17 protein-coding genes and 2 tRNA genes are annotated in these 21,185 nt (G+C 36.2%); all 19 read left to right on the top strand.

Annotated elements, in window-relative coordinates; all coding sequences use genetic code 11:
- The first annotated feature begins 1 nt into the window (after position 1).
- The 19 genes from LQU94_RS02995 (at position 2) to ftsY (ending at position 21,127) form a co-directional block, all read left to right on the top strand.
- Complete coding sequence (locus LQU94_RS02995) at positions 2-1,531, top strand: YifB family Mg chelatase-like AAA ATPase (RefSeq protein WP_230635127.1); 1,530 nt, start codon at positions 2-4, stop codon at positions 1,529-1,531.
- Positions 1,528-2,607 carry a DNA-processing protein DprA gene (gene dprA / locus LQU94_RS02990; protein ID WP_230635125.1) on the top strand — a complete coding sequence of 360 codons (1,080 nt, stop codon included), beginning with the start codon at positions 1,528-1,530 and terminating at the stop codon, positions 2,605-2,607. Before LQU94_RS02995 ends, dprA begins: the two co-directional genes overlap by 4 nt.
- A gap of 17 nt (positions 2,608-2,624) precedes the next feature.
- Complete coding sequence (gene topA / locus LQU94_RS02985; protein WP_230635123.1) at positions 2,625-4,697, top strand: type I DNA topoisomerase; 2,073 nt, start codon at positions 2,625-2,627, stop codon at positions 4,695-4,697.
- A 14-nt stretch (positions 4,698-4,711) separates the two neighbouring features.
- Positions 4,712-6,085, top strand: a complete 1,374-nt coding sequence (locus LQU94_RS02980; protein ID WP_230635121.1) for a GspE/PulE family protein — start codon at positions 4,712-4,714, stop codon at positions 6,083-6,085.
- A gap of 8 nt (positions 6,086-6,093) precedes the next feature.
- Positions 6,094-7,278, top strand: coding sequence for a type II secretion system F family protein (locus LQU94_RS02975; RefSeq protein WP_230635119.1), 1,185 nt, complete (start codon positions 6,094-6,096; stop codon positions 7,276-7,278).
- 11 nt (positions 7,279-7,289) lie between these two features.
- Entirely contained in the window at positions 7,290-7,682 is a 393-nt protein-coding gene (locus LQU94_RS02970) for a type II secretion system protein (protein WP_230635117.1), read from the top strand.
- Entirely contained in the window at positions 7,663-8,391 is a 729-nt protein-coding gene (locus LQU94_RS08105) for an A24 family peptidase (RefSeq protein ID WP_370631500.1), read from the top strand. The genes LQU94_RS02970 and LQU94_RS08105 overlap by 20 nt, the downstream gene beginning before the upstream one ends.
- Positions 8,392-8,413: 22 nt before the next feature.
- Positions 8,414-9,868, top strand: a complete 1,455-nt coding sequence (locus tag LQU94_RS02965) for a hypothetical protein (protein ID WP_230635115.1) — start codon at positions 8,414-8,416, stop codon at positions 9,866-9,868.
- Positions 9,858-10,868: an AIR synthase family protein gene (locus LQU94_RS02960; RefSeq protein ID WP_230635113.1), complete on the top strand. Its 1,011-nt coding sequence runs from the start codon at positions 9,858-9,860 to the stop codon at positions 10,866-10,868. Before LQU94_RS02965 ends, LQU94_RS02960 begins: the two co-directional genes overlap by 11 nt.
- A 95-nt stretch (positions 10,869-10,963) precedes the next feature.
- Positions 10,964-12,154, top strand: coding sequence for an N-acetylmuramoyl-L-alanine amidase (locus tag LQU94_RS02955; protein ID WP_230696359.1), 1,191 nt, complete (start codon positions 10,964-10,966; stop codon positions 12,152-12,154).
- 46 nt (positions 12,155-12,200) lie between these two features.
- Positions 12,201-12,782, top strand: a complete 582-nt coding sequence (rdgB, locus tag LQU94_RS02950) for an RdgB/HAM1 family non-canonical purine NTP pyrophosphatase (RefSeq protein ID WP_230635110.1) — start codon at positions 12,201-12,203, stop codon at positions 12,780-12,782.
- Between the two features lie 76 nt (positions 12,783-12,858).
- Positions 12,859-12,935, top strand: a tRNA-His gene (locus tag LQU94_RS02945).
- A gap of 68 nt (positions 12,936-13,003) precedes the next feature.
- Positions 13,004-13,087: transfer RNA gene (locus LQU94_RS02940), tRNA-Leu, on the top strand.
- A gap of 136 nt (positions 13,088-13,223) precedes the next feature.
- Positions 13,224-14,186: a phosphate acyltransferase PlsX gene (gene plsX / locus LQU94_RS02935; RefSeq protein ID WP_230635108.1), complete on the top strand. Its 963-nt coding sequence runs from the start codon at positions 13,224-13,226 to the stop codon at positions 14,184-14,186.
- Between the two features lie 10 nt (positions 14,187-14,196).
- Complete coding sequence (gene acpP / locus LQU94_RS02930; RefSeq protein ID WP_230635106.1) at positions 14,197-14,424, top strand: acyl carrier protein; 228 nt, start codon at positions 14,197-14,199, stop codon at positions 14,422-14,424.
- Complete coding sequence (gene rnc / locus LQU94_RS02925) at positions 14,405-15,109, top strand: ribonuclease III (RefSeq protein WP_230635104.1); 705 nt, start codon at positions 14,405-14,407, stop codon at positions 15,107-15,109. Before acpP ends, rnc begins: the two co-directional genes overlap by 20 nt.
- Positions 15,102-16,133, top strand: a complete 1,032-nt coding sequence (locus LQU94_RS02920; protein WP_230635102.1) for an elongator complex protein 3 — start codon at positions 15,102-15,104, stop codon at positions 16,131-16,133. Before rnc ends, LQU94_RS02920 begins: the two co-directional genes overlap by 8 nt.
- A 4-nt stretch (positions 16,134-16,137) precedes the next feature.
- Positions 16,138-19,716, top strand: a complete 3,579-nt coding sequence (gene smc / locus LQU94_RS02915) for a chromosome segregation protein SMC (protein WP_230635100.1) — start codon at positions 16,138-16,140, stop codon at positions 19,714-19,716.
- The gene (gene ftsY, locus LQU94_RS02910; protein WP_230635097.1) at positions 19,682-21,127 is read left to right on the top strand and encodes a signal recognition particle-docking protein FtsY; all 1,446 of its coding nucleotides are present in this window, start codon (positions 19,682-19,684) and stop codon (positions 21,125-21,127) included. The genes smc and ftsY overlap by 35 nt, the downstream gene beginning before the upstream one ends.
- Positions 21,128-21,185 lie beyond the last annotated feature (58 nt).

Here is a 21,185-nt window from a genome sequence, read left to right as displayed (position 1 = left end):
AATGTATGGGAGAACCAACACTTGTAGTTTACAAGGATTAGAGGGGAATTTAGTAGAAGTCGAAACGGATATAGCAAGAGGTTTGCCGAGAATGACCATTGTAGGACTGCCAGATGCGGCCATTCGAGAATCGGTAGAACGGGTGCGTAGTGCCATAAAAAACACAGGTTATGAGTTTCCTATGAGCCGAATTACCGTTAATTTATCTCCTGCCAATATAAAAAAAGATGGGTCACAAATGGATTTGGCCATAGCAATTTCTATTTTAACGGCCAATCAATTGATACATAATGAAAATTTGGAATCTTTCGTATTTTTAGGAGAATTGCAGCTAAATGGAGATGTTGGAGCCATTTTGGGAGCTCTTCCTATGGTGATTTTCTTGCGCTCTTTAGGTTATAAAAAATGCATTGTCCCTAAAGAAAATGTTGAAGAATGCGCGGTGATTCACGATATGGAAATTTATCCCGTAGAAAATTTGCGAGAAGTAGTAGAATTTTTGAATGGAGAGCTGGAAATTTCTAGCTATTATATTGAAAATCCTATGAAAAAAGAGCGTGTATATTCTGTAGATTTTTCAGAAATTCAGGGGCAAGAACAAATTAAGCGGGCTATGGAAATTGCAGCGGCTGGAGGTCATAATATTCTTATGATTGGTCCTCCCGGTTCAGGGAAATCCATGAGTGCAAAGCGTTTTCCTACAATTTTACCAGATATGACCTTTGAAGAGGCAGTAGAAGTGACTCAAATTTATAGTGTGGCTGGTTTACTAAATTCCAAAGAGTTAATGACAGAAAGGCCTTTTCGAGCGCCTCATCATACCGCTTCCTCTGTGTCCTTAATTGGTGGAGGAAGAATACCGAAGCCTGGGGAAATATCTCTGTCTCATCATGGTGTATTATTTTTAGACGAAATCCCAGAATTTCAGTCCAAGGTATTGGAAGTTTTGCGACAGCCCATGGAAGAAGGGATGATTCATATTGCTCGTGCCAATGCCAGTTTGATTTATCCTGCGAATTTTCAGTTAATTGCCGCCCTAAACCCTTGTCCATGTGGCAACTATGGAAATCAGAACCAAAGTTGTAGCTGTTCCGTAAACCAGATTCAGAGATATTTAGCGAAAATTTCCCATCCTTTATTGGACCGGATTGACATTCATGTGGAGGTGGCGCCAGTTGAGTATTCCGATTTGCAATCTAAGAAAAAGCAAAGTACTTCTGCAGAAATTCGAGAAAGAGTCGAGAAGGCCATAGAGATTCAAAGAATTCGTTATAAAGAGCTAGGATTCCGTAACAATGCCAATTTACCTGATAAATACTTGAAGGAATTTTGTCCATTGGAAGAAAGCTCCAAAAAAATTATGGAAATGGCTTACCAAAAATATAAATTTAGTGCGAGATCTTTGAATAAACTTTTGAAAATTGCTAGAACGATTGCAGATTTGAAAGGAAATGATAAGATTGAAGATGGAGATGTGTTAGAGGCCATTCGATATCGGTCTATTGAATCAAAATATTGGGGGAATGTATGATTCAAGAATATAGAGAGTTTTTATTACGGGCTTCTTTGTCTGGAATAGAAAATAAGCACCTTTTGTTTTTGTATCAAGATTTGGAAAGACAGTATGAAGAATATCTTTCTTTTTTATCAGGAAAAGAAAGGGGAGAGATGGATAAGAAATGGAAAAATCGATTCCTTCGTATTTCTTCCTTTGATTTTGAATTGGCTATAAAAAAGATGGAGACTATGCAAATTCATACTCTTATAATAGAAGATGATTTTTATCCAGAAGAGCTGGCGCGGACGGATAATCCACCAGTAGTCCTTTATTACATGGGGGATATTCAGCTTTTGGAATACCCTAGACTGGGGTTTGTTGGAGCTCGAAAACATACAGATTATGGAGCTAGAGTTTGTAAGAAAATTTTATATGAGTTAAAAGATTGTGAGTTGGTTTCAGTAAGTGGATTGGCTCATGGTTTGGATGGAGTAGCCCATTGGGCCTCTTTAGAAAATGGAATTCCTACGATTGGCGTTTTAGGAAATGGAATCGATCAATGCTATCCAAAAGTTAACTACAATTTGTGGTTAAAGATGAAAGAAGTAGGATTGATTCTTAGTGAATATCCTCCTGGAACTCCTCCCAAGCCCTTTCGATTTCCGGAAAGAAACCGGATTATTGCCGCTCTTTCCCATGGTCTCATTGTTTTGGAAGCACAAGAAAAAAGTGGTTCTTTAATTACGGCTCGCTTGGCTGCAGAGTATGGAAAAGAAGTGTTGGCTATTCCCGGAAATATCGATTCGATTTACAGCACAGGAACCAATCGACTGATTCGAGATGGAGCGATTCCTTTGATTTCTGTAGAAGATATATTTGATTCAGTAAAACAAATTGAAAAGAATAAGAAAAAATTAAAAAAGAATATGGATGATCTATCAGAAGATGAATTATGTGTATTTAATGGGATTGTTCAAGGGTTTCAGAATCTCGATTTGCTCTCAATAAATCTAAAATATGACGCTTCTGCCATAATGTCTATCTTGACAATGTTGGAGTTAAAAGGATATATTACGGGAGTAGACAGTGAAAGAATAAGTATATTGTAAATAGATTGAGGGTTAATGTGGCGAAAAATTTAATTATTGTCGAATCACCGACAAAGGCAAAAACAATTCGAAAAATTGCAGGAAGCAATTATAAGGTAGTGGCTTCTGTAGGTCATATTCGTGATTTACCAAAATCCACCTTGGGAATTGACATAGAAAACAATTATGAACCGAAGTATATTAACATTCGTGGCAAGGGCGATTTGATTAAAGAGCTAAAAAAAGAAGCAAAAAAAGCAAATAAAATCTTACTTGCTACCGACCCGGATCGTGAAGGAGAAGCCATTAGCTGGCATCTTAGTCATATTTTGGGCTTGGATCCAAAAGGTCCGATTCGTATAACATTCAATGAAATTACCAAAGATACGGTTAAAAAAGCAATTAAAAGTCCTAGAGAAATCGATATGGATTTGGTCGATGCTCAGCAGGCTCGCCGTACTTTGGATCGTTTGGTAGGATATAAAATCAGTCCCTTATTGTGGAAAAAAGTAAAATCAGGGTTAAGTGCGGGACGCGTTCAGTCAGTTGCCTTGAAATTAATTTGTGATAGAGAAAATGAAATTCAATCTTTTATTCCAGAGGAATATTGGAGCATTTTAGCGACCTTAAAAAATGGTCGTAAGAAGTTAGAAGCAAAATATTTTGGTATTCGTGAAAATGGAAAAGATGTAAGCAATCCTTTATCCAATGAAGAAGATGTAGAAAAAGTAATGAAATCTTTGGATAAGGAAAGTTTTGTTGTAGATGAAGCAAAAGAAGGAAAAAGAAGTCGAAAGACACAACCTCCTTTTACTACATCAACCATGCAACAAGAGGCTTCAAAACGTTTGAATTTTCCTACACGAAAAACCATGAGTGTAGCGCAAAGTTTATACGAAGGGGTTAGTTTGCCAGGAGAAGGATCCGTTGGTTTGATCACATATATGAGAACCGACTCAACCCGTATTTCGGCTCAGGCAGTAGCCAGTTCAAAAGAATATATTCTTAAAGAATTTGGTGATACATATTCAGCGGCGAATTCTTGGTCAAAAACCAAGGGCAATGCTCAAGATGCTCATGAATGCATTCGTCCTACGGATGTTTTTCGCACACCAGAGAGTATTTCAGACAGTTTGTCTCGGGATGAGTTAAAATTGTATCGTTTGATTTGGACTCGTTTTGTGGCCTCTCAAATGCAAAGTGCTCAATACAAAACACAGAAATTGCAATTCTTATCCAATAACCAGATTTTCCGAGCCTCTGGTAGCACGTTGGTATTTGAAGGATTTTTACGTGTATATCCTATGAAAGAAGAAGGAAACTCAGACATTCCTCTATTGGATGTAGGACAAAGTCTTCCATCGAAGGAAATCAAGCCAGAGCAACATTTTACGCAACCGCCCGCTCGCTATAATGAGGCGTCTTTGATTAAACTCTTGGAAGAATTAGGAATTGGTAGACCAAGTACGTATTCTCCTATATTGACAACCTTGCTTTCTCGCTATTACGTTGTATTGGAAGAGAAGAGGATGGCTCCAACGGAATTGGGAGAAACCGTTAATGATTTGTTGGTAGAATATTTCCCCAATTTCTTAGACAAAGACTTTACGGCGAAAATGGAATCTGGTTTGGATGAAATTGCTGAAGGGGATTTAGAATGGAAAGTTCTTGTAGATCGTGTCTATAAACAGTTGGCAGAATACTTAGTTGTAGCAGAAAAAGAAATTGAAAAAGTAGAAATTCGCGATGAGCCAACAGATATAATTTGTGACAAATGTGGAAAGAACATGGTTATAAAAATGGGCCGTTACGGAAAGTTTTTGGCTTGCCCTGGTTTTCCAGACTGTCGAAATACAAAGCCCTTTGAAGAAAAAATTGGCGTGAAATGCCCAGATTGTGAAACGGGAGATATTATTGTAAAACGAAGCAAAAAGGGACGAAAATTCTTCGGTTGTAGCAATTATCCAGAGTGTGAGTTTGTTTCATGGAACGAACCAATAAATGAAAAATGTCCAAAATGCGGAAGTATATTGACGAAGAAAGAATTTAAGAATAGCACGCAAATCCGATGTCATAATGCAAAATGTGATTATCAGAGAAATGATAAATAAAAATAGGAGCATGTATGAAGAGTTCTGGCATAGATTCAAAGGTATTCAAAACATTTCCTGTGTGTTCTTTGGATAATGGAGAAGGAATTCGCTTTGGTATTTTGAAATATTCCCACACAGTGAAAGATGATATGGAATTTCTTTTGGGGCATTCCATTGAGCTGGTGGAAGTATCGGAAAAAATATTTTTTGGAGAAGAAGCGCGAAAAGAAGAACCGAGTTCTCTTTTTGAAGAAAGAGAGAATGGGGAAGAAGAAACAGCGGTTCATTTATTGGAACATTTAATTGAATATGCTGCAGAAAACCTATGTTCTGACATTCATATTGAACCCTTTCAAAAAGGGTTCCGGATTCGTATGCGAAAAAATGGTTCTCTTTTTGTCTATCGCCAGTATAATTCTTCTTTGCTTTCGGAATTGATTGCTCGAATTAAAATTTTATCGTCCTTGGATATTTCAGAAAAAAGAAAGCCTCAGGATGGTCGTTTTACCCAAAACTTGAAAAACAAAAAAATTGACATAAGAGTTTCTTCTATTTCTACCATTGTGGGAGAAAAAATTGTGCTTCGTTTATTGGATCCTTTGGGATTGGAATATTCCATGGAAGGAATCGGAATGAACGAAAAGCAGCGGACGTTGATGGAATTGTTATTAAAGCAACCACAAGGACTTATTTTGGTAGCAGGTCCAACTGGGTCAGGTAAAACTTCGACTCTATATACATTTTTGCAACAGCTGAATACAGAAGAGAGAAATATTATAACAATAGAAGATCCTGTTGAATTTCAAATTCCAGGGGTGAATCAAATACAAGTAAACCCAAAGGCAGGGATAACTTTTGAAAATGGTCTAAAATCTATGTTGCGGCAAGACCCAGAAGTTTTGATGATCGGGGAAATTCGAAATGCGGAGACGGCAGAAATTGCCCTGCGCTCTTCCATTACGGGACATTTGGTAACTTCAACGATTCATACTAGTGATTCTCCCTCTTCTATTATTCGATTACTAGATATGGGCGTAGAGCCCTATATGGTTTCGGCGGGAATTACTGCTGTAATTTCTCAGCGATTGGTTCGTGTTCTCTGCCCTAAATGCAAGACAGAAGAAAAGACGAATGATTCGATTTTTGCATTGGACAATCAAACCATTTATAAAAAAGTTGGATGTCAACATTGTAAAGATGGATACGTAGGAAGAAAAGCAGTATTTGAAATTCTAATTGTAAATGATAAGATTCGCTCTATGATTCATAAGGATTTGCAATTGGATGCCATTCGAAAACAAGGAGAGAGGATGGGGATGGTTTCTCTAAAAGAAAATTTGCGGGAATTATTACTCCAAGGGGAAACCTCTTTAGAAGAAGCCTATCGAGCGATTACGACATTATAGGTGCTGCCATGAAATTTAGATACAAAGCATACAATGAAAAAATGGAGCGGATAGCAGGGATTGTAGAAGGATTATCCATAGAAGAGGCAAAATCAAAATTACGAGAAGAAAATTGGAAAATCATCTCAATCGATTCTGCGGAGAAGTCTTCTAAAATTTTGCTTCCAAGGAGATATAATGCCAAAGATTTGAGCGTTTTGTTTTCTCAATTGGCGTTGCTTATCAATCATGGGATTGATTTGGTAGATGGAATTGAATTTATAAAATATGAAACCAAAGGCTGGAAAAAGAAAGCCTTAGATCAAATGCACTCCCTTTTGGTGGAGGGGAAAATGTTATCCTATGCTGTAAAGGAAACCAAAGTATTTCCTCCCTTGGTCTTTGGAATGTTACAAAGTGCAGAAGTAAGCGGCGAACTAGGGTTTACTTTCCAAAGCTTGGCTCAATATTACAAAAAGGAAGAAGAAATCAAAAAGAAAATTGTAAATGCCATTTCTTATCCGATTCTATTGCTTATAACATCTATTGTAGTGAGCCAAATTATTCTAGAATATGTATTGCCTGTTTTTGCTGATACATTGGGAGAAATTTCGGCGCTTCCTTTAGGAACGCGATTTTTAATTTTTATTTCTACCCATTTCCAAGAATATGGAATGTTTTACCGAATTTTCCTTTTGCTTTTTCTTGTGTTATTTTATTTTTTCTATAAAAAGCCAGAATCAAGAAGAAAAATGGATCGATTTTTCTATCATTTTCCTATACTGGGCTCTTTTTACCGTAAGCAATTTCAACTAAATTTTTTTCGCTCTTTAGAAATTCAGATGAAGACGGGTGTGCCTCTCCTTCAAATTATGGGAAATACAAGGCATTTAACGGAAAACTTTTATTTGAAAGAATTGTTTGAAAAAGTAATCTATGATTTGGAAAAGGGGAAGCCTTTTGTGGAATCTCTTTACCAAAACGACATATTAGAAAAAAGGGAATACGCCCTACTACATACAGGAGAAAAAACTTCTCAATTCCTGCCGATGCTTGGAATATCTATTGAATTATTAGAGGAAGAAATGGATCAGTTTATAGGGAAGTTAGGCGTCTATTTAGAACCAATTTTAATTATTATTATGGCCCTAATCGTAGGATTTATTGTATTTTCAATTGCGATTCCTATGTTTGATATGGTAAATACTTTGTAAAGGAGAAAATTATGAGAAAAGCAAAGAAGAAATTAAAAGGATTTACGCTGATTGAGCTTGTTATTGTAATTGCAATTTTGGCTCTTTTAATGGCCATTGCGATTCCAAAATATCAAAAATCTAACTTATCAGCTCAGGCAACAGCCCATAATGCGAACGTTCGAATCCTAAAAAATGCAGGTATGCTTTATGTTTCGGATCATCCAGAAATGAAAGAAGATGGGCCCATAAATGATGGATTGGCAAAATATTTAGAAAAAGGGAAAATGCCAAAACCGGCCAAAGGAACAGGGGCGGAGAACTTTACGGTAACCTATAAAAATGGAAATATTGAAGTTTCTCCAGGAGAAGTTGAGGTAAATGACGATAAAATCGTTGAAGTAAATGGACCAGAAGCAGAGTAATATGATTTATCTTTTATTCTTTTTATGTGGGGCTTCTCTCGCTTCTTTTCTACAACTTATATCTTATCGAAGAAGCCAAAAGGAGCAGTGGATTCAAGGAAGAAGCCACTGTGATTTTTGTGGAAAAAATTTGAGTGTTGTAGCAAGAATCCCTATTTTTCACTATTTTATCCTAAAAGGGAAAAGTCAATGCTGTGGAAAAAAGCTAGAGAAAAAGTATCCAATCATAGAGTTCTTAGGCGGCTTGCTAAGTATTTTGCTCTTTTACAAAATAGGAGAAATCTCTTTTCTTTTCTGGTTTATTGGAGGATTTTATTTCCTTTTCCTGTTTTTGGCCTTAGAAGATATTTCAACAATGGAGGTTTATATAAGAGATTTGGTTTTTCTTTTTTTCATGGCCCTGTTATGTAGAATAATTCTAGGATCTTTCTCTATCGTTTCCTTTGCCTTGGTTTCGGTTGCATGTTTTGCTTTCCATTTTATAAAAAAGAATTCTTTTGGAATGGGAGATTCTGCTTTGCTTTCCATCCTGTCTTTATTCCACAATTCTTTTATAGAGTTTTTATGGGTGGTTGCATTGGGCTTTGGAATGGCAAGTCTTTACGGAGGGTTTCTTCTGTTTCAAAAAAAGGGAAGTAGAAAGACGAAAATTCCCTTGTTTCCCTTTTTACTCTTAGGCTCCCTTGTTTCTTTTTTACTTTTCTATTGATATAATATAGACGGAGGTAGCTATGGCAAATTCAAAAAAACAAATTTTATTTATAGATGACACAAAGATTCGTCAATTTATCTCAATAGACCAACGTTTTACCGCTACAAAAGAGCTTTCTTTTGCGCCGGGAATTTTGGAAAATGGATACCCCAAAGATTCTAGTCAATTGCGCTATTTTATAAAAAAGATGGTCGCCAATGGAAATTTAGATGTGAACTTACAAGAACTATCTATATTTTTAAGCTCTTCAGAGATTGTTACTCGTAGTGTTTTAATCCCCGACTTAAAGGAAGAAGAAGTTCGGTCTTTTGTGACAAATGAAATTAATGAAATTTTTATACAAGATATAGATCAATACGAATGGGAATCGATTCAGGTGGAAAAACCGAATGATTCCTTAGAAAAAAACCTGTTCATTTCCATTATTCCTAAAGATTTGAAAAAAGCATGGGAAGAAATGCTTCGAGATTTTTCCATTAAAAAATTGACAATAATTCCTCTATCCTTGGTAATTTCCGGTTACTTAGGTGACAAAGAGGGGACTGAGGTTTGGGAAATAGGCCATAGACTTTGGGGATTTCATCGATTTGGAAATAAGGAATTTTATTCTAAAAATTTTCAGGCAGAAAGTATGGGAAGATTGTCAGAGAAGTATAAATTATCCAATCAAGACTATCATCATTTAATGATAGGAAAATCTGACGAAAGAATTTTGAATTTTTCAAAAGAAGATTTTCAAAAAGAATTTGCTCAATCGCTATACAATGATCAAGAAGGTATCCGCTCTTTATCCTCTGGATTTACGGGAGAATCCAAAAAAATAATTTTTGGAGATTTGGCAGAGGAAATAGGTGCAGATACAATAACAAACACAGTGGAAGGATTTGAAGGGAAAGAATTTTTACCCATTCAAGAGGTAATACAGAATTTTATGGAAAATAAAAAGAAAGATATGGTAACAAAAGAGGAACCACAGAAAAACGGAAAAAAGCTGCCCTTAAATGGTCTTACAATAATTTTAATATTGGGTTTATTAACCATCCTAGGTGCTTTTTTGTATGGGAAAAATTTAGAGGCAAAGAATGCAGAATTACAGGCCCAGCTGTCTGACTCCTCTAATTCAAGCAGTACAACTTATGAGGAAGTAGGAGCTTCACAAGAAATCCAAGGGGATGTGGATTTATCTATGAAAATTAATTCGATTAACGCTTCTAAGCCAGAAGAAATTAATGTTTCTAGCATTCAATATGCCAATGGATCCATAGAAATCAACGGACAGGCGCAAGATCGTGCTCCATTGGATAAATGGATTGGGGACTTAAAATCTATGGGGATGGGAGAAATCCAAGAACAACCATCTTCCACCATCGACGGAGTAGAATATTTTCGCTTTACGATTGTAGATGGTTCCACTGAAGCAAGTAACGATGTAATCAATGGCAATGCAAACGAAGGAGTCAATAATGAACAATGAATTAGAGATTGGAAAGTTGTCCAATGAAGAATTGAATCGTCTAATTCTAAATGAAATACAAACTAGAAGATCAGAAGTTAAAATAGGTGCATCTGTTGGAGAAGATACTGCTGTATTGGATGTTGAAGGAGATTATATCATCCTAAGTTCAGATCCAATTACAGGAGCTGTTTCAAATATTGGAAAATTAGGCGTTCATGTAAGCGTAAATGATATTTCTACAAAAGGAGCCGATGCAGTAGGGATATTAATTACTCTATTATTGCCGCCTCATAGCAATAAAAATGTGATTACAACAATTATGGACGAAGTAAACGAAGAATGTGAACGATTAAATATGGATTTAATTGGTGGTCATACAGAGGTTACAGACGCTGTTACAAAACCTTTAATCGTTACCACTGTTATTGGTAGAGTTCCTAAAAATAAAATTCCTAAAAAAGATATAATTGAACCAGGATTTTTTGTTTGCATGACAAAATACGCTGGGTTAGAAGGCACTGCAATCTTGGCTCAAGATCAAGAAGAATCTCTTCAAAAGGCACTAGACAAAGAATTAATTGAAGAGGGAAAAAACTTAGTAAATTTATTAAGTGTAAGTGAAGAAGGGAAAATGGCCATTTCCTATCGCATAGGATATATGCATGATGTAACCGAAGGGGGAATAGAAGGAGCCATCTGGGAAGCTTCCGAAGCAATTGGCTATGGAGTAGAAATTGAGCGAGAATCCATTCCGGTTCTACCTTCTACAAAAGCCATTGCAGAACATTTCCAAATTGATTTATACAAATTAATTTCTAGTGGATCCATGCTTATTGTTATTCATCCGGAAGATTACAAAGAATTAAAAACGGAATTAGAGAAAAAAGAGATCCCCTTTGCGAAAATAGGGGTGGTCACTTCGACCAATGAAAAAATCATTACAAATTTTGATGGAATCAAAAAAACAATTGAACCACCAAAAGCCGATGCGTTATATTCTGTTGACTCATTACAATAGAGTTACAAAATCTCTCCTTTATTGACATTGTCTGTAGAAACCGCAATAATAAAGATTACAGAGTGTTAAAAAAGGAGGGTATTTATTTGAAAAAAGTGATATTCGGCTTATTGCTTTGTCTTTTTGTTGTGATAGGCTTTACAGATGCATCTCACGCTAAGGCGGAAGCGATGCGAGTTCAAGTAAACGGAAGACAAAGACAAGTATACCGAGCGGATGTTGAGGTCAATGGATTTTATTTGCGTAGCAATTTCTCTCCTTACATAGATGAGAATCGTACGTTTGTACCGATTCGAGAATTGACAGAATTAATGGGAGCAAATGTGCAATGGAATCAAAGAGCGAAATCTGTAACCATTCAATTAAGAGAACAAAGTGTGACATTAAAAATTAACAGCAATATCGTTTATGTAAATGGAGTAAAAAAGACGTTGAATAGTGATTCTATTCCTAGATTAGCCTACTATATGCAAAAGGGCGGAGAAGATAAGACTATGGTACCTTTGCGATTCTTATCTGAATCCTTTGGTTTTAATGTAGAATGGAATCAAAAAGATACAATCGCAAGAATTTCCAATGGATCTGTACAAGGCCCAACATGGATTGAAGATGAAGTAGTCGCTCCAGAAACAAGCTATACTGAGCCAGTCGCTTCAAATGAAGTGGCGGAACCAACTCCAGAGCCAACTCCACAACCAACGCCTGCACCCAAAAATACGGCAGGTACAACAGTAGTGGTAGATGCTGGCCATGGTGGAAAAGATAGTGGTGCAGTTAGTTTTGATGGAACTAGAGAAAAAGACTTAAACTTAGAAGTTGCGAAAAAATTAGAAGCAAAATTGCGTAGTAACGGATACAACGTAATTATGACTCGTTCTAGAGATGAATTTATTGGCTTGTATAACCGAGCAAATATTGCAAATGATGCCAGTGCGGATATTTTCTTAAGCATTCATTTTAACTCTGCCGGAAGTACACAAGCCCACGGAATTGAAGTACTTTACGCTTCAGAAGATGATGTAAGTATTAAAAAAGGAAACCAAAAAGCTTTAGCGCAAGAAGTTCTAAATGCTTTAATTAAAGCTACAGGAGAACATAGTAGAGGCCTTAAGAATCGTCCAGATTTAGCCGTTCTTCGAACAACCGAAATGTCTGCTGCCTTGGTAGAATTAGGATTTTTATCAAATGAACAAGATATGAATACCATTCATTCATCCGGATATCTTGATAAATTGGCAACAGGAATTTATAATGGTATTAATAGCTACAAAGCAAAATATTTATAATGATAAATGAAAAGAGGCTAAGCCTCTTTTTATTTTGGAGGAAATTATGGAACGAAAAAAAATTGTATTATCAAGCGATAACCAACATAAAATTCATGAGATAAAAGAAATTTTGAAAGATTTAGATTTCGAAATTTTGACAAAAACAGAGGCAGGTTATGGAGAAATCTTGGTAGTAGAAGACGGGGAAACTTTAGAAGAAAATGCAAAGAAAAAAATAGAAGCATTTCAAGATCCTGGAACTTATTTTATAGGCGATGATACAGGGCTATTTGTAGAAGCTTTAGAGGGTCGACCAGGGGTATTTTCGGCTCGTTACGCAGGAGAAGAGTGTGATGATAATAAAAATCGCAAGAAATTGCTTCAAGAATTAGAAGGAACCGAAAACAGAAAGGCTTATTTTGAAACAGTATTGGCTGTAAAAAAAGATCAGGAAATTCACTTTCTAAAAGGACGTTGCTATGGTACAATAGCTAAAGTAGAAAAAGGGGAAAATGGATTTGGTTACGATTCATTGTTTATCCCAGAAGGATATGCAAATAGTTTTGCTGAAATGTCAGAAGATGATAAGAATGGAATTTCTCATAGAGGCAACGCTTTAAGGGAATTGAAAAAATTCTTAAAATAATTATTAAAAAAAATGTAAAAAATCTATTGACTGAATTCTTTCTACATGATATTATATTTCTGTTGTAAAAAATATGGTGGGTATGGCCTAGTCGGTTAGGGCGCCAGATTGTGGCTCTGGAGGTCGTGGGTTCGATCCCCACTATCCACCCCATAATTTTTTCCAACAAACTTGACAATAAACAGCGATGCTGTTATCATTATCAAGTAACAAATTTATATGCGGGAATGGCGGAATTGGCAGACGCGCTAGACTTAGGATCTAGTGTCAACGACGTGGAGGTTCAAGTCCTCTTTCCCGCACCAAAAGCACAGTTCTGAGGAATTGTGCTTTTTTTTATTTTCCTTTTCCATAGGAAAGAAGAGAAAATAGGTTCTATTTGTTGCATTCTTAAGCCTCCATGTTGTACACTTATTTTATAGAACTAAGAAAGGGGATATTATGAAATTATTATTTGATTGCGCTGGAGGAGATCATGCTCCAGAGGCTATAATTGAAGGAGCTTATCTTGCAAAAGAAAAGCTTGGTATTACACCCTATTTTGTTGGAAATTCAGAAATTCTTCGTCCTTTGATTCAAAAGGAAGAAGAAAATCATATATTTGAGGCGACAGAAGTAATTGAAAATACAGATGATCCAGCGGTTAGTATTCGCAGAAAACCGAACAGTTCCACTGTAGTTGGCTTAAAAGCCCTTGCCAGTGGGGAAGTGGACGGTTTTCTTAGTGCTGGTAGTACTGGTGCGCTACTTGCTGGCGGCTTGTTTATTGTAAAAAGATTGGATGGAGTAAAACGTGCAGCGTTACCGGTACTTCTTCCAAATAAAAATGGAAAAACTTTGGTTTTAGATTCTGGTGCGAATATGGATACGGATCCGGAGTTGTTGGTTAGCTTTGCTGAAATGGGAAAAGCGTATTTGGAAAATGTCCTTGGAATAGATAATCCTCGTATCGGTCTTTTGAACGTGGGTACAGAAGAAGGAAAAGGCGACAAACGTGCACAGGAAACGTTCCAACTATTGAAAGAATCAGACTGGAATTTTATTGGAAACGTTGAGGGACGAGATATTTTTTCTGGGAATGTGGATGTAGTGATTGCAGACGGATTTTCTGGGAATATTGCACTAAAAACGGCTGAAGGTGTGGTAGAATATTTACTTGGTGCGATGCAAAAAAACATGGCAAAAGCAGATTTGGCACCGGAAGTTATGTTGCAAATCAAAACACTGTTGGGATCTATTTTCCATGATTTGGATTATAACAAACAAGGCGGTGTTCCGTTGTTGGGATTGAAGAAACCGGTAGTTAAAGCTCATGGTTCTTCCAATGGAGAAGCGATTTACAATGGCGCTGCTGTTTTGGCTAAGATGATAGAGAGCAATATGATAGAAAAAATGAGTATATAGGAGTAGGAAAATGAAAGAAAAAATACTTGAAATGATTGCAGAACAGTTCAATGTTTCCATTGAGAACTTAAATGGAGATACAAACTTTGTGGATGATTTGAATGCGGATTCTATTGAATTGGTAGAAATGGTAATGAGTTTAGAGGAAGAATTTGATATCCAATTGGAAGATGAAGAGTTAGCGGAAATCAAAACCATTGGGGATGTATTGGAGTTGATTGAAAACATTGAAGCTTGAGGAGAAAATCTTTCAAGAACTCCTAGATTTGTTAGGTATTGAATCTCAGAGAAATGAGCTTTATTTCCAAGCTTTAACCCACAAATCCTATTGTCGGGAGAGGGAGTTTAGACTTTCTTTGGAAAGCTATGAGAGATTGGAATTTTTGGGAGATTCTATTTTGAGTTTTTACGTTGGACAATATATTTTTCGAAAATTTCCGGAATATTCAGAGGGAGATTTATCGAAAATACGTTCAAATATTGTACAGGGCAGTTCTTTGTATAAAGCTGCATTAAAATTAAATCTTCAAAAATTTGTAAAAATATCTGTGAATCTACAAAATAATAAAAAATATAAGCTCCCTTTGGATGACGTCTATGAAGCAATCGTGGGAGCTATTTTTTTGGATAAGGGCCTAGATGTTGTAGGGGAGTTTGTAGAAAGAACATTATTATCAGAATATGATTTTTCTGTGGAAAGAAGAAATTACAAATCGGAGTTACAAGAGTGGGTGCAGAAAAAATGGAAGCGGAATCTCATTGAATACAAATTAGTACAATCCTTTGGGCCAGATAATGATAAGAGTTTTGCAGTGGAGTTATGGATTGATGGGAAAAAAATAGCAACAGGGATAAGTAGTTCTATAAAAAAGGCGGAAACGGTAGCGGCCAAAATGGCTTTGGAAGGCATTGATTATGAGTAAAAAGAACATCATACCAATTTTTATTCCTTTCCAAGGGTGTCCTCATTTATGTGTGTACTGCAATCAAAATCGGATTACGGGAAATGAGGAGACCCTATCTTTGGATGGAATTCGCCAAAGAATTGAGGAACAGATTTCTTATTTCAAAAAAGACCATCCAATCGAGGTGGCTTTTTATGGTGGAACTTTTACCATGTTGCCATTTTCAAAGCAGTTGGAATATTTTGAAGGGGTTCAAAATTATATGGAAAAAGGAATCATCGATTCCATTCGTTTTTCCACTCGCCCCGATGCAATTCGAAAGAATGAATTAGTGGAACTAAAGAAAATGGGATTAAAAACGGTAGAACTGGGCATTCAAAGTATAGATTCCACAGTGCGAGAGGCCTCTGGTAGAGGAGGGAATATAAAAATCTATGAAGAGTCTATCGAAACAATTCGCCAGTTGGAGTTGGATTTAGGGCTTCAACAAATGATTGGACTACCCGAAGATACCTTTGAAAAAACAATGGATACGGCTCGTTGGATTAAAAAAATGAAAGCAGATTTTGTGAGGATTTACCCAACTTTGGTTATTCGTGATACAGAACTGGAAGTAATGTATAAAAAAGGGCAGTATCATCCCTTGTTTCTGGAAGAATCTGTAGAATGGGTGGCAGAGTTATTGGAGTTTTATTCTAAACACAAGATTTCTGTTATTCGCGTAGGGCTTCCTCCTTTTGAAGAAGAAAGCTCTTTTGTAGCAGGACCCGTTCACCCTCAAATGAGGGAATGGGCCAATTCCTTGCGCGTGTATTATCGTACACGAAGCGTTTTAGAGGGAAATGAAATAGGGAATCATCTAATCATTAAAGGGACACAAAAAAATATAAATGGGTTGGTTGGTCCCAATAAAATAGGGAAAAAGAAAATAGAAGATGCCTTTAATGTAAGAGTGCAATTTGTAAATACAAAAAACCCAGAAAAATTTTTAATAGATACAGGAAAAGAAACGTTAGAAGTTTCGATGAAAGATTTTAGGTGAGAGCATGCATTTGAATCAAATGGAATTATTTGGTTTTAAGTCCTTTGCAAAGCGGACGAAAATTCATTTTACCGATGGAATAACCGGTGTAGTAGGGCCCAATGGTAGCGGGAAGAGCAATATTATCGATGCCATCATGTGGGCGTTAGGAGAAACGAGTGCCAAACAACTGCGCGGAAGCAAAATGGAAGATGTTATTTTTGGAGGGACGGATACGATTAGTCCTTTAGGTTATGCAGAAGTTATTTTGTATTTTAATAACAAAGATCAATACTTGCCTATGGCCTATGAAGAAATTAGCATTAAAAGAAAAATGTTTCGTTCCGGGGAAAGTGAATTCTATATTAATAAGCAAAAAGTTCGTCTAAAAGATGTTCGTGAATTGTTTATGGATACGGGGATTGGGAAGGATGGTTATTCTTTTATCGGCCAAGGTCAAATTGATCAAATTCTAAGCAATCGCCCACAGGATCGTCGGGCGGTTTTTGAAGAAGCGGCAGGAATTACAAAATTCAAAACACGAAAAGAAGAGTCGGAACGCTCCTTAAATAAAACGTTAGATAATCTTTTGCGTATCGATGATATATTAAGGGAAGTAGCTTCCCAAGAAAAGCATCTAAAAGTGGAAAGCGAAAAGGCTTTGACCGTAATGGAAAAGCGGAAAGAAAAAGAGAAAATCCTCAGTCAGTTTTTGACAAAGAAAGAGAAAGAAATTCAAGGGAAAGTCCAAGAAATTCAAGAAAAAATTGAAGGAAACAATCAAATTCTTCAAAGTAAGTTGGAAGTGAAAGAACAACTGGCCAAAGATCAAGAAGCGGGAACTCAGCGTATTCTTGAGTTAGAGGAAGCGGTGGAAGATTTACAGCAAAAGCGAATTGAAAAAGTTCGCCATATGGAAGAGATAAAGGGGAAACTCTCGAATTTTACTTATAAGAAAGAATCTATGGTTACCCAAGGAAAAGAGTGGGGAGAAAAGATTTTAGAAAACGAAGAAAAAATTCATGGTTTGCAGGAAGAATTAAGGGAAATATCTTCTCAAAAAACCGCTCTTACCTTTGATTTGGATAAAGAAAAAGAAAGCTTAGATTTTCTAGAGAAAGATTACGAGAAAAAGAATGGAATTTTTGAGTCGGAAAAGGAAAAAGCCTTTGAATTAGAGAGACAGGGAAAGGCGAATTTTGAAAATCGTAGCAAATTATTGGCAAAAAGGGATTCTTTGGAATATTTCTTAAAAGAAAGATCTGAAAGAAAAGAAAATCTTTTGCGCCATCTACAATCTTTTCAAGGACAAGAAAAAGAAGTCATTGAGGAAATAGAGAAACGTCAAAAAGAGATGGATTCCTATTTGGAGAAAAAGGAAAATTTATCCAAAGAAAAAGAGCAGAGAGAACAAGAAAGAAATTCTTTGGCGATTTCTTATAATGAAGGGTTGGAACGCCTAAGGAAACTTACAGGAACGCATGAGTCAATGAAAAGAGAATGGGAATTTTCAAAAAAAGTATTGGAAAACTTTGAAGGTTACTCTCATTCTGTGCGAAATTTTCTAAAAAATGGAAAGAACCAAGAGTGGTATGAAGAAATATTGGGGCCTGTTGCAGAAAATATTGTTGTAAAAACAGGCTATGAAACGGCCATATCTGTTGCATTAGGCGGAGGAGCCCAAAATATTATCATTGAAAGCAATCAAAAGGTTTCTCAAATGATTGACTTCTTAAAGAACCATAAAATGGGACGTATAACTTTTTATCCTTTGAACACAATCGAACCAAGATCTATTGAAAGTGGTTTGAGAAATCGTACGACAGTAGATTTTCAAATTGCTTTAGACTGTGTTCGTTATGATGAAAAGATTCACGCTGCGATAGGAAATCTACTGGGGAGAATTCTCGTGGTAAATTCCATAGAGGAAGGAAAAAAATTATCTAGAGAATTAAACCAAAAGTATAAAATTGTGACGACCTCTGGGGAGTTGTTTCAAATAGGTGGTTCCATTACTGGTGGATCGATTCGTAACAATCAGACGGATTTATACAACCGAAAAAATGAGATAGAAGCAAAAAGGCAATCGATAAAAGAAATTGAAAAATCTTTGGAAAAAGAAAAGGAAATTTTAGAGAAGATTAAATTTCAGGGAGAAGAAATCCAGTCTCAAAATCAATTCGTAGAAGAGGAAATCGAAAAATTAACAAAATCCATCCTTTACTTGGAAAAGATTTTTGAAAGAAGCATATCTTCTAAAGAATCCATTCACAGTAGGATTGAAGAGTTAGACAAGCAAGTCCAAGACGAAAATTTACAAATGGAAAATAATGTTTTGGAATTGAGGGAAATAGAGGAAGAAATTCTTTTCTTAAATCAAGAAGAGGAAAAAACGATTCCTACTCCTTCGAATCATTTATCAGAATGGGAAGCAAAGGTAAAAGAGGTTTTTGGCAACCTTCATCAATCTCGCTTAAAAGTAAGTGAATATAGCGGATTGTTAAGAGAATTAACTCTTCGTGAAGATCAAGTTGTAAAGGAAATAAATAACTATTCCAAAGAAAATCAAAACTTAGCCCAAAGAAAAATTGAGAAGGAGAAAGAGTGGGAAGAAGAAACGTTTCATTCTCAAGAATGGGAAAAAACTCTTCAGGAAGAATTGCAAGAAAAAAATGCAATTGAAGAGCAAATGGAAAAATTATTTTCAGAAAAGAAAGATTTTCAAGAGCAGTTAAAAGCAAAGGAAGAAGAATTGGAAAAACTTTTCTTAGCGTTAACTCGTTTGAATCGACAAGAAGAGCAATACAAAGTGCGTTTGGAAAATTATAGTAGCGAAAGAGAAGAAATTCTTCAAGAAATGGAAGAGACGATTTCTCCTTTTGATCGTGAGAATAATACATTTGATACGGAAACTTCTTTGGAAGAGTTGAACAAAAATTTGAAAAAAGTAGAGCGAGAGCTTTCTAGTTTTGGGCCGATTAATGAAAATTCCATTGAAGAATATAAGGAAGTATCGGAACGTTTGTTATTTTTAACCCACCAAAAAGAAGATTTAAGCGTTTCGAAAAATAAGCTGGAGGGAGTCATTAAAAGGCTGGAAAAAGAAATGCGTATTTTGTTCCAAGAAGCCATTGGAGAAATTCAAATCTACTTTAATGAAATCTTCAAAATTTTATTTAATGGTGGAAAAGCGGAAGTTCATCTAGAAGAGCAGGAAGATTTATTGGAATCAGGAATTGAAATTCGTGTGCAGCCGCCAGGGAAGAAATTGCAGTCCTTATCTCTTTTATCAGGGGGAGAACGCTCTATGACAGCGGTGGCTTTATTGTTTGCTTTGCTAAAACGAAGGAAATCGCCATTTTGTATTTTGGATGAGATTGATGCAGCCCTAGATGAGGCAAATATTAAGAGATATACGAGTTACTTACAAAAAATGGACGATATACAATTCATTATGATTACCCATAGAAAATCTACGATGGAGATCGCAGATTACTTATATGGGGTAACTATGCAAGAGAAAGGTGTATCGAGTGTATTATCTATGGAATTAGAGGAGGCGAATCAACATGTTGGATTGGATAAAAAAGAAGTTCAAATCTGAAACAAAGGAAGAAGTAGAAGGTAAAAACTTATCAGAAGAATCGCAAAAAAAAGAAGGATCTGAAGAAAAACCAATCGAAGCGGCCGATGACTATAGCCATTCACCAGAAATGGTAGAAGAAAGCACCTTAGAAGAATCTACAGAAGAGGTTTTAGAAGAAAAGGACGAATTGGTTGAAGCGGCCGATGACTATAGCCATTCACCGGAAATAGTAGAGGAAAGTACCTTAGAAGAATCTACAGAAGAGGTTTTAGAAGAAAAGGACGAATTGGTTGAAGCGGCCGATGACTACAACCATTCACCGGAAATAGTAGAGGAAAGCACATTAGAAGAATCTACAGAAGAGATTCCAGAAGAAAAGGATGAATTGGTTGAAGCGGCCGATGACTACAACCATTCGCCGGAAATGGTAGAGGAAAGCACATTAGAAGAATCTACAGAAGAGGTTTTAGAAGAAAAGGGCGAAATAGAAAAAGAAGCTCCATCTTTTTTCGGAAAATTAAAAATAGGGTTAACGAAAACTCGCAAGAATATGGGAAATAAAATAGGGGATATTCTTGGAAGCTATGTAAAAATTGACGATGAAATGATGGAAGACTTAGAAGATACTTTGATTTCTGCTGATATTGGAATGAATACAACTATGTATTTAATTGATCAATTGAACGAAAGAATTCGGGAAGAAAAAATAAAAGATCCTCAAGAGGTTCGTCCATTATTGGCTGACGAAATGAGAAAAATTTTAACTCGCGAAGACATTGATTCAGAACTTCATGTACAAGATTCTCCAACGATTATTTTAATGGTTGGGGTAAATGGTGTAGGAAAAACGACAACCATTGGGAAGTTGGCTCAACAGTTGAAGAATCAAAACAAATCTGTATTGATTGCAGCGGGAGATACTTTTAGAGCGGCGGCTATAGATCAGTTAAAAACATGGGGACAAAGAGCAAATGTGGAAGTAATTGCTCACCAAGAAGGGGCCGATCCTGCAGCGGTAATTTTTGATGGTGTACAATCCGCAAAGTCTAAAAACGTTGACGTATTGATTTGTGATACGGCAGGCCGTCTTCATAATAAGAAAAATCTTATGAACGAGTTGGAAAAAATCAATCGAATCATTGATAGAGAAGCCCCTGATGCAACAAGAGAAACATTGTTGGTGTTAGATGCTACAACAGGGCAAAATGCTTTATCCCAGGCAAAAACATTTAATGAGTCAACAAATTTATCGGGAATAGTTTTGACAAAATTGGATGGATCTGCCAAAGGAGGGGTAATATTACCATTGGTGCATGAGCTTCACATACCTATCAAAATGATAGGTGTTGGTGAGGGGATTGATGATTTACAAAAATTTAATGGAGAGGATTTCGCCAACGCTCTAATGGGATTAGACGACGAAACTTGATATATTGTGTAATTGGTTAAGATATTGAAAATCACAAATTCGACTTGAAAGGAATTCT

Origin of the sequence: Peptoniphilus sp. KCTC 25270, assembly GCF_021012875.1 — a bacterium.
Taxonomy (GTDB): domain Bacteria; phylum Bacillota; class Clostridia; order Tissierellales; family Peptoniphilaceae; genus JAJMZJ01.
The sequence above is the reverse complement of the archived record's forward strand: the minus strand, read 5'-3'. Positions and strand labels throughout refer to the sequence as shown.

Coding starts and splice junctions, on each gene's coding strand:
- plsX (WP_230635108.1), top strand. CDS start 13,224: ATGAAATTATTATTTGATTGCGCTGGAGGAGATCATGCTCCAGAGGCT.
- acpP (WP_230635106.1), top strand. CDS start 14,197: ATGAAAGAAAAAATACTTGAAATGATTGCAGAACAGTTCAATGTTTCC.
- dprA (WP_230635125.1), top strand. CDS start 1,528: ATGATTCAAGAATATAGAGAGTTTTTATTACGGGCTTCTTTGTCTGGA.
- LQU94_RS02960 (WP_230635113.1), top strand. CDS start 9,858: ATGAACAATGAATTAGAGATTGGAAAGTTGTCCAATGAAGAATTGAAT.
- LQU94_RS02920 (WP_230635102.1), top strand. CDS start 15,102: ATGAGTAAAAAGAACATCATACCAATTTTTATTCCTTTCCAAGGGTGT.
- rdgB (WP_230635110.1), top strand. CDS start 12,201: ATGGAACGAAAAAAAATTGTATTATCAAGCGATAACCAACATAAAATT.
- LQU94_RS02975 (WP_230635119.1), top strand. CDS start 6,094: ATGAAATTTAGATACAAAGCATACAATGAAAAAATGGAGCGGATAGCA.
- LQU94_RS02980 (WP_230635121.1), top strand. CDS start 4,712: ATGAAGAGTTCTGGCATAGATTCAAAGGTATTCAAAACATTTCCTGTG.
- LQU94_RS02970 (WP_230635117.1), top strand. CDS start 7,290: ATGAGAAAAGCAAAGAAGAAATTAAAAGGATTTACGCTGATTGAGCTT.
- LQU94_RS02965 (WP_230635115.1), top strand. CDS start 8,414: ATGGCAAATTCAAAAAAACAAATTTTATTTATAGATGACACAAAGATT.
- smc (WP_230635100.1), top strand. CDS start 16,138: ATGCATTTGAATCAAATGGAATTATTTGGTTTTAAGTCCTTTGCAAAG.
- ftsY (WP_230635097.1), top strand. CDS start 19,682: ATGTTGGATTGGATAAAAAAGAAGTTCAAATCTGAAACAAAGGAAGAA.
- LQU94_RS08105 (WP_370631500.1), top strand. CDS start 7,663: ATGGACCAGAAGCAGAGTAATATGATTTATCTTTTATTCTTTTTATGT.
- LQU94_RS02995 (WP_230635127.1), top strand. CDS start 2: ATGTATGGGAGAACCAACACTTGTAGTTTACAAGGATTAGAGGGGAAT.